An 8,868-nucleotide genomic window follows, 5' to 3' on the forward strand; every position below is an offset into this window, starting at 1 on the left:
TATCAAAGGTCGTTGTGCCTGGATGCAGGCGCCCCCATCTAGGGGGATTGCTCTTGAGAGGTCGATCCCGTGGAAACCGTGCTAGTCGAAGATGTACTGCATCGCTTCATGCTTGAGCGCGCCGGCGTGCGCGGCGTGCTCGTCCGTCTCGGCCCGGCCTGGCGCGAAGTTGCCGGCCGCGCCCACTATCCGGCGGCGCTGCGCTCGGTGCTCGGCCAGACCCTGGTCGCCAGCGCGCTGCTGACCGGCAACATCAAGCTTGATGGCGCGCTCTCGGTGGAATTGAAGAGCAGCGGCCCGCTGCGCCTGTTGTTCGCCGAGTGCACCGATCACGGCCGCCTGCGCGGCCTGGCGCGCTGGAACGATCCGCTGCCCGAAACGCTGGACCTGGCGGCGATGCCCGACGCCATCATGGCGATCACGATCGGCAATGCCGAGCGCGGCCAGCGCTACCAGGGCCTGGTCGACCTGCAGCATCCGGAGCTGGCCTCGGCGCTGGAAAATTATTTCAGCCAGTCCGAACAGCTGCCGGCACGCATCGTGCTGGCGGCCGATGGCGAGCATGCCGTGGGCCTGATGCTGCAGAAGCTGCCGGACGAAGGCGGCCACGACGCCGTGGAAGACGAAGACGCCTGGACGCGCATCCAGCATCTCACTGCCACGCTGGGCCAGCAGGAGCTGCTGTCCACGCCGCCGGAGCAGCTTTTGTATCGCCTCTACCACGAGGAGTCCGTGCGCCTGTTCGACCCACGCCCGCTGGCCTTCGGTTGCAGCTGCACGCGCGAGCGCGTGGAAGCGGTGCTGCGCTCGCTTGGCCGCGACGAAGTGGAAGCGGCGCTGGAAGCGCGCGAAGGCGAAATCGAAGTGATCTGCGAGTTCTGCGCGCAGCGCTATACCTTTGATCGCGTGGATGCGGAGCATCTGCTGAGTGTGACGCCGGCGGCGAGTGCGCCGCATACGGCACAGTAAACCTGCGGTGTCACAAAAGGGCCGGCAGCCGAAAGGCGCCGGCCTTTTCTTTTGCCCGTCATTCCGGCGCAGGCCGGAATCCAGTGGCGTGGGTATTTGGTTCTAGCGTTACGACAGCCTGCGTTGGAGGCTCCGCAAAAATCCATTGCATCGCAACTGGATTCCGGCCTGCGCCGGAATGACGATCAGGTGGAACCGAGGGAGAGAAGCGAAGGGTGCGAGGCCCTATGGCAACGCAAAATGATGCTCTCGCTGCAGCCACACCTCAGCCATCTTCGGCGTCGCAAACAGGAAGCCCTGGCCGAAGCGGCAGCCGATGCGCAGCAGTGCCTCGCGCTGGTCTTCTTCTTCGATGCCTTCGGCGATCACCTGCATCTGCAGCGAATTGGCCAGCGCCTGGATGGCGCGCACCACCGCGGCGCCGTGACCGCCTTCGCGCGGCAATTCCACGATAAAGGAGCGGTCGATCTTCAGCGTCTCGATCGGGTACTGGTGCAGATAGCTCAGCGACGAGTAACCCGTGCCGAAGTCATCCAGCGCGATGCTCACGCCATGACCGCGCAGATTGTCGAGCATGCGCTTCACCTGGACAGCGTTCTCCAGCAGCGCGCGCTCGGTCACCTCGACGCGCAGGCAGCGCGGCGGCAGGTGATGCGACTCGATCAGGTCGAGCAGGCGCTTGTCCAGGTCGAGCGAACGGAAGTGGCGACCGGACACGTTGATGCTGACGAAGCCATCGCTGCCCGCCAAGGCTTCGGCCTGCGCGCAGACCTGCTCGAAGATCTGCCAGTCGATGGCTTCCGAGCAGCCGCTTTCTTCGGCCACGGCAAGGAAATCGCCGGGCGTGAGCAGGCCGCGGTCCGGATGGCGCCACCGCAACAGCGCTTCATAGCCCACCGTGCGGCCGGTCTGCAGCGCCACGATGGGCTGGTAGAACGGCACGAATTCGTTGCGGCTCAGCGCGCGGCGCAGGTCGCCTTCCATTTCCAGCAGCGACAGAGCTTCGCGGCGCAGGCGATCGTCGAACACCGCGGCGCGATGGCGACCTTCGTCCTTGGCGCGATACATCGCCGCATCAGCGTCGCGCAGCAGCTCTTCCGGACGCTGGTAATGCGGGCTGGGCAGGGCGATGCCGATCGATGCCGAGGTGAAGATTTCCTTCGCGCCGAGGCGGAACGGCGTCTGCAATTCGTCGATGATGCGTTCGGCGATCAGCATCGCCATCTTCGGATCGGTGATGCCTTCGGCCAGCACGGCAAATTCGTCGCCGCCCAGGCGCGCCACCACGTCGCGCGTCTTCAAGCACGCGCGGATGCGGCCGCCGACCTGGAACAACAGATCGTCGCCGACCAGGTGGCCGACGGAATCGTTGATGACCTTGAAACGATCCAGGTCGATGAACAGCACCGCGAACAATTCCTGCGTGTCGCCGTGATAGCGCTGCAGGGCCTGCTCGAGGCGCTGCAGCAACAGCGTGCGATTGGGCAGGCCGGTCAGCGAATCGTGCAGGGTCTCGTACTTGAGGCGGCGCTCCACGCGCTCGCGCTCGGCAATCTGTTCGCGCAGGTCACGGTTGGCCAGCGCGAGGGCGCGCGTGCGCTCGGTGACGCGGCGCTCCAGGCTGGCATAGGCCTGCTTCAGCGATTCGGTGGTGTGCTTGCGTTGCAGCGCGTTGGCGACGTGGTAGCCCACGAAGGTGAGCAACTCCTGGTCGCGCACGTCGTAAGTATGTTCCGGCGAGTAGCTCTGCACGGCCAGCACGCCCATGGCGCGATCGCCCCAGACCAGCGGCACGCCCAGCCAGCACACCGAACGCGAACCACGATGGGTGATTTCGCCGCTCTGCTGCAGGCGATCGAATTCCGCCGGATCGGCCAGCAGTGGCTTGGCGTGGCGCAGCACGAATTCGGTGACGCCGCGGCCATGCGCGCGCGGCAGGCGCACGGTGTCGAATTCGTCGACGGAGTAGGGGAAGCTAAGGGTTTTCTGCTCTTCGTCCAGCAGCGCGATATAGAAGTTGCGCGCATAGAGCAGGCCGCCGATCACACGGTGAACGGCGGCATAGAAGTTGTCGATGCTTTCGGAAGCATTGGCCAGCTCCGCGATGCGGAACAGCGCCGCCTGCAGGCGCTCGCCACGCTGGCGCTGCAGCACCTGCTGGCGCAGCACGCGGTTGGCTTCGCGCAACGCCGCCGTGCGGCTGGAGACGCGGCGTTCGAGTTCTTCGTGCGCCTCGCGCCGTTCCAGCGCGGTCTGCACATGTTTGGCGACATAGCTGAGCAGTTCGCGGTCGTGCTCGCTGTAATGGGTGTCCTCGCGATAGCTCTGCATCACGATGCCGCCGACCACGCGACCGTCGCGCAGCAGCGGCACGCCCAGCCAGTGTTCGCACACCGGGCCCAGCAGCACGAAGCGTCCCTTGAACTGTTCGGTCAGCTCGGCCACCGAACCCATGATCGCCTGGCCGCCCTGCAGCAGATTCCAGGTGAGGCTGTAACGCATCTCCTGCAGCGGCACCGATTCGTCGGGCGAGGGCGGTTCCTTGTCCATCGTGTCGACGTAGTACGGAAAGCGCACCGTATCGGTCGCGGCGTCGTACAAGGCGATGTAGAAATTTTCCGCGTACATCAGGCTGCCGAGAATGGCGTGCAGCGAGTGCATCATCTCGGTCATGTTGTGCTCGGCGCCCGCCTGGTCGGCAATGGCGTAGAGCGCGCGCTGCAGACGCTCGGCCAGCGCCAGCCGCGAAATGGCTTCGTACAGGCGCGAGGTTTCCGCCAGCTGGCGCAGGCGGCAGGCCAGCAGCCGACCGATCCACGCCAGGTTCTCTCTCATCGGGTCCGAGATCGAACCCGTGGGCAAGGCCAGCACCAGCGAACGCAGGCCTTGCGGATCCTCCGCCAGATCCAGCTGGGTGATCTGCTCGTTCGGCGGCTCGGTGTCGCCCAGCAGGCGCCAGTGCAGGCGGCCTTCGATGCCCAGATCGCGCAGCATGACTTCGCAGATTTCCGCCACGCTCGCAGCATCAGCCGCGCGGAAGAGTCGCTCCACCGCGGCATGCATGGCTGCGACAGCGCTGTCCGCAGGCCATGAGGGCATTGTGCTGGAAGGGACCGATGTCATCAGTCGTGGGGCGATTCCGGGCATTGTCGACAGGAGAGGACTATATATCGCCTCCATTCAGCTTTGTCGCCGGGTCTGTAAACCGGGAACCTATTGGGTTGGCAGATGTCAAAAATTCGTGAGATGGGCCATACGGACTTGGTTCACAAACTGGGAATCTGGGTGTTAGCAAAAAGTAAAATGTGGTATCGTTAGGCCTAACTCGTCTCTGGGAGGGGGCGAATCCGTTCCTGCCTATCTGTATCGCGGGGGTTTCGCGTTTCATGCGTCGTCTGTTCTTGTCATTGCCACTGCTGTTGATGCCGCTGATCGCGGCAGGACAGACTGCGGCCAGTGATTCGTACAGCGCGGCCGGTCGCCTGCTCTCGCAGACGCCGGATCAGACCTCCCAGGCCGCTGCCAACGGCGTGCCCCTGTGGCGCGGCTCCGATGGCCGTTGGCTGGCGTTGCAGTCGAACAGCGACACGCTGGGTTCGGCGCAATTGGCCGATACGCCGCTGCAGTTCCGCGCGGTGGATTCGGCCACCGTGCAGTCTTCCGAATTCCGCTACGGCATCGCCCCCAACGTGCAGGCGCACGTGGGCGTGAGCGAGCACAACTGGGCGAACAACCAGGCGCCGCGCATCATCGGCAGCGAAGTGGGCGCAACGTATAACGATGGTCGCTATTCGCTCGGCCTGAGCGTGGGCACCGACAATGTGCAGGGCGCTGCCACGCTGCCGCGTCTGCTCCCCGGCGCCATGCCGGGTGTCAACGGCCTCTCCGGTTTCGACAGCAGCACCCAGGTCAATGCGCGTGGTCGCTTCGCCCTGGATGGCAAGAGCGGCATCGATCTGGGCGCCAGCGTCGGCCGTGTGCGTCTGCTGCCTGGCAACGTGCTGGGCGTGAATGCACTCGACCAGAAAGCGGTGAGTTTTGGCGTCGATCGCGGTCCGCTGAGCGGCAGCATCGTGGGTCGTACCATGGCGCCGGAAGCGGGTGTGCCCGGTGGCGCCGGCTACAACCCGGATCGTCGCTGGAACAGCATTGACCTGGGCGTGACCTGGCGTCTGCCGTGGCAGGGCCAGCTGAGCATCGGCGCGCAGAATCTGTGGTCGTCGGGCAATGCCATCAATACGCCGGCGGGCCCGGAACCTGACCAGTCGCGCACGCCGTACGTGCAGTACCACCAGGATCTCTGATTCAAGCCGTCGACCATCGGTTGAACGCGCAAAGAAAACGCCGGGCTTGCCCGGCGTTTTTCGTTGCTGCCAGTCGGTGATCAATCCTGCCGGCGGATGCGCAGGTCGCCGCTGAAGGTTTCGACATTCATCTTGGCGCCGCCCGCACCCGCCGTGGCTTCCAGCTCGCTGCCGGGGCCGTGCTCGGGTTTCTTCACCGTGCCGAAGTCGCTGCGCAGGTCGCCGCTGAAGGTGGAGGCCTTGATGATCGCCGACAGGTTGGACGGCACCTGGATCTGCACGTCGCCGCTCATGCTGTCGACGTCATAGCTGCCATTGGGCGCGACGCCGCCGGCCAGCTGCACATCGCCCGAGACCGTGCTCAGGTTGAGCCTGCGCCACGGACCACCGCTGACATGGATGCGGCCGGAGACCGTCTGCAGGTTGGCCTCGGTGCCCACGTTCGGCGCGAGGATGTCGCCGCTCACCGTCTGCAACGCCACCTTGTCCGCGCTGCCGGCCAGCTCCAGGCTGCCGCTCACGGCGTCGGCATCGACGCTGGGCGAGCGGGCATTGATGCGCGCCTTGCCGCTGACCGTGTTGACCTTGATGCTGCCGCCGTCGATGCCGTCGATGTTCATCGGCGCGCTCACCACGTCGACATCGAGCGAGGCGCCCTTGGGCACGCGCACATCCAGCGTGGTGGAACCCATCGAGCTGTCGCTGCCCCAGCTGAACAGGCCGGACTTGCCCTGCGGTTCGACCTTGATACTCAAGCTGCTGTTGCTGCCTTCGATGGCCAGCGGCTTGGCGCCGTCGCCGAGTCGGCCGGTGACTTGCACCTGGTTGCGATCCCAGGCGCTCACGGTCACGGCGCCCTTGACGTTGCTGATGCTCACATGCGCGTTGGGCAACGCGTCGTGGCTGAGGTTGATGGGCGTGTCGGCCAGGGCCTGGCCGATCGACAGGCTGAGCAGGAGTGKGATGACGCGTGCGGTTTTCATGGTGAAGGCTCCGCTGGACTCAACCAGCCTGGTGTTCCATCTGTCGCAGCTGCGACTGTTGTTTCTGGGTGCGCATCAGCAGTCGCTGCAGCGCCGGTGAGTCGGGCGCCTGTTCGATGGCCTGGCGCAGTTCCATGTTGGCGGCATCCAGTTCCACCGCCGCGCCGGCAAGGCGCGGATCGTTCGGACGCCAGCGGCTCACGTCCGGCGTGGTGGACGCCGTGGCATTGGCCAGCGTGCGATCGCGCAGGTGCACCGCAAGACTGCCGGCAAACAGCGACAAGCCGACGAAGCTGGCGGCGATCAGCCAGTTTTGCGGCTGGCGCCATGCGCGTCGTGCAGTGGGCACGACCGTGCTGGTATCGGCTGCATCGAGTGCAGCGTCGATCCCGGACCACAGATCGCGACGTGGAGTAACCGGTTCGCGCAGGGCGCGTGTCTGGCGCAGCCATTCAAATTCGTTCATGAGCGTTCTCCCAAAACTTTCCGCAGCAGGCCGCGGGCGCGATGCAATTGCGCCTTGGACGAACCCACTGCCATGCCGAGTTCGGCACCGATCTCCTCGTGTCGCCAACCTTCCACGTCGTGCAGCACCAGCACGGCGCGCGCCCGTGGCGGCAGTTTGCCAATGGCACGTTCCAGTTCGTCGCGTTCGGCGGCGCAGAACGGCGTTTCACCGTGATCGGGGATCAGTTCCTCGTCCATCATGGTGACCGGGTCCGAACCGCGCGACCTGATATCCATCAACGCGACATTCACCGCCAGGCGATACAACCAGGTACTAAACGCACTATCGCCGCGAAAGCCGGACAGTTTCTGCCAGGCGCGGATGAAAGCTTCCTGGGTGAGATCCTCGGCGCGGGCGTGGTCGTAGCCGGCCAGGCGCAAGATGGCGCCGTAGATGCGGTCCACATGCGCCCGATAGAGCCGCTGGAAAGCCGCACGATCGCCACTCGCCGCCGCCTGGACGTCGTCCATGTCATGAGACTCCGCGGCGGGCGCTGGCGGCGGCATGGTGGTTCCGGTGGCGGGGCAGGCAGCAATCATCTTGCCAGCTTGGATGCACCGGCGCGCAGCAAGGTTTAGAGCCCTTGGGCGAGGAGAGGGTCAGCCTGCCTCAGTAGCAAGAGATCCTCGCCGGCCGCGTCGGGCCGGCGAGGGGGAGGGCGTCAGGAGGCGACGGCCGCGCGCGGCGGGACAGCCGCATCGTTGAGCGCCTTGGCGACGCGCTGTTGTTCGGCATGCAGCTCGTGCGGCATGCGCTGGCCGAAGCTCTCCAGGTACTCGCCGATGGCGGCGAGTTCGGCGGTCCAGCCGGCCTGGTCCACTTCGAACAAGGTGTCGACCGTGGCGCGGTCGAGCTGGAGGTCGTCGAGCTTGATCTCGCCAGCCTTCGGCAGCGTGCCGATCGGCGTGTGGTTGCCCGCGGCGCGGCCTTCCACGCGATCGATCATCCACTGCAGCACGCGCAGGTTGTCGCCGAAGCCCGGCCACASGAAGYGGCCGTCCKCGYCCTTGCGGAACCAGTTGACGTGGAAAATCTTCGGCAGCTTGGCGCCCGGCTGGTCAAACGAAAGCCAGTGACGGAAGTAGTCGCCGTAGTGATAGCCGGCGAACGGCTTCATGGCCATCGAGTCGCGGCGCAGCACGCCGACGGCGCCGGTGGCGGCGGCGGTGGTTTCCGAGCCCATGGCGGCGCCGACAAGCACACCGTGCTTCCAGTCCTTCGCCTCGAACACCAGGGGGATCAGTGAAGGACGGCGACCGCCGAACACGATGGCGCTGATCGGCACGCCCTGCGCATCCTCTGCGCGCGGCGACCAGGTCGGGCACTGCCTGGCGCTGACGGTGAAGCGCGAATTGGGATGCGCGGCCGGGCCGTTCGCCGGGTCATACGGACGCCCCTGCCAGTCGGTGACCGGCGTGCCTGGCAAGCCTTCCCACCACGGCTGGTTGTCGGCGGTGACGGCGACGTTGGTGAAGATGGTGTCGCGCGCAATCGTCGACAGCGCATTGGGATTGGTGGCGTCGCTGGTGCCCGGGGCCACGCCGAAATAACCGGCTTCCGGGTTGATCGCGTACAGACGTCCATCCGCACCCGGGCGCATCCAGCAGATGTCGTCGCCCACCGTCCACACCTTCCAGCCGTCCTGGCGGTAAGCCTCCGGCGGAATCAGCATGGCGAGGTTGGTCTTGCCGCAGGCGGACGGGAACGCGGCGGCGATGTAATGCGTTTCGCCCTGTGGGTTTTCGATGCCCACGATCAGCATGTGTTCGGCCAGCCAGCCCTCGGACTTGGCCTGGTAGCTGGCGATGCGCAGCGCGTGGCACTTCTTGCCGAGCAATGCATTGCCGCCGTAGCCCGAGCCGTAGGACTTGATGGTCAGCTCTTCGGGGAAGTGCATGATAAAGCGGCGCTCGGGATCGAGTTCGCCAGTGGAGTGCAGCCCCTTCACGAACGTGCCTTCGCGCTCGATGCGCGCCTGTGCGGCGGCGCCCATGCGCGTCATGGTGCGCATGTTGGCGACCACGTAGGGGCTATCGGTGATCTCAACGCCGCAACGGGCGAGCGGGGAGTCGATCGGGCCCATGCAGTAGGGAATCACATACAT

General features: G+C 65.6%; 7 protein-coding genes. 2 read left to right on the plus strand and 5 right to left on the minus strand.

Going from position 1 to position 8,868, the window contains the following annotated elements; genetic code table 11:
• The first annotated feature begins 69 nt into the window (after positions 1-69).
• Entirely contained in the window at positions 70-969 is a 900-nt protein-coding gene (hslO, locus tag AC1DMG_RS16795) for an Hsp33 family molecular chaperone HslO (RefSeq protein ID WP_441604972.1), read from the plus strand.
• A 225-nt stretch (positions 970-1,194) separates the two neighbouring features.
• On the opposite strand, the gene AC1DMG_RS16800 is transcribed toward hslO, so the two are convergent.
• On the minus strand, positions 1,195-4,092 hold the full coding sequence (locus tag AC1DMG_RS16800) for a bifunctional diguanylate cyclase/phosphodiesterase (protein ID WP_477175265.1): 2,898 nt from the start codon (positions 4,090-4,092) through the stop codon (positions 1,195-1,197).
• Between the two features lie 263 nt (positions 4,093-4,355).
• Between AC1DMG_RS16800 and AC1DMG_RS16805 the strand changes: the two genes are divergently transcribed.
• Positions 4,356-5,273, plus strand: coding sequence for a hypothetical protein (locus tag AC1DMG_RS16805; protein WP_441604970.1), 918 nt, complete (start codon positions 4,356-4,358; stop codon positions 5,271-5,273).
• Positions 5,274-5,353: 80 nt separating this feature from the next.
• On the opposite strand, the gene AC1DMG_RS16810 is transcribed toward AC1DMG_RS16805, so the two are convergent.
• From AC1DMG_RS16810 to AC1DMG_RS16825, 4 genes are all read right to left on the minus strand, one after another.
• Positions 5,354-6,256, minus strand: a complete 903-nt coding sequence (locus AC1DMG_RS16810) for a DUF4097 family beta strand repeat-containing protein (protein ID WP_477180798.1) — start codon at positions 6,254-6,256, stop codon at positions 5,354-5,356.
• A gap of 19 nt (positions 6,257-6,275) precedes the next feature.
• On the minus strand, positions 6,276-6,722 hold the full coding sequence (locus AC1DMG_RS16815; protein WP_441604967.1) for a hypothetical protein: 447 nt from the start codon (positions 6,720-6,722) through the stop codon (positions 6,276-6,278).
• On the minus strand, positions 6,719-7,270 hold the full coding sequence (locus AC1DMG_RS16820; protein WP_121877918.1) for an RNA polymerase sigma factor: 552 nt from the start codon (positions 7,268-7,270) through the stop codon (positions 6,719-6,721). The genes AC1DMG_RS16815 and AC1DMG_RS16820 overlap by 4 nt, the downstream gene beginning before the upstream one ends.
• Positions 7,271-7,425: 155 nt before the next feature.
• The coding region (locus tag AC1DMG_RS16825) for a phosphoenolpyruvate carboxykinase (GTP) (protein ID WP_477180799.1) at positions 7,426-8,868 on the minus strand (1,443 nt) is incomplete at its 5' end.

The organism is Dyella sp. 01N36, assembly GCF_056399745.1.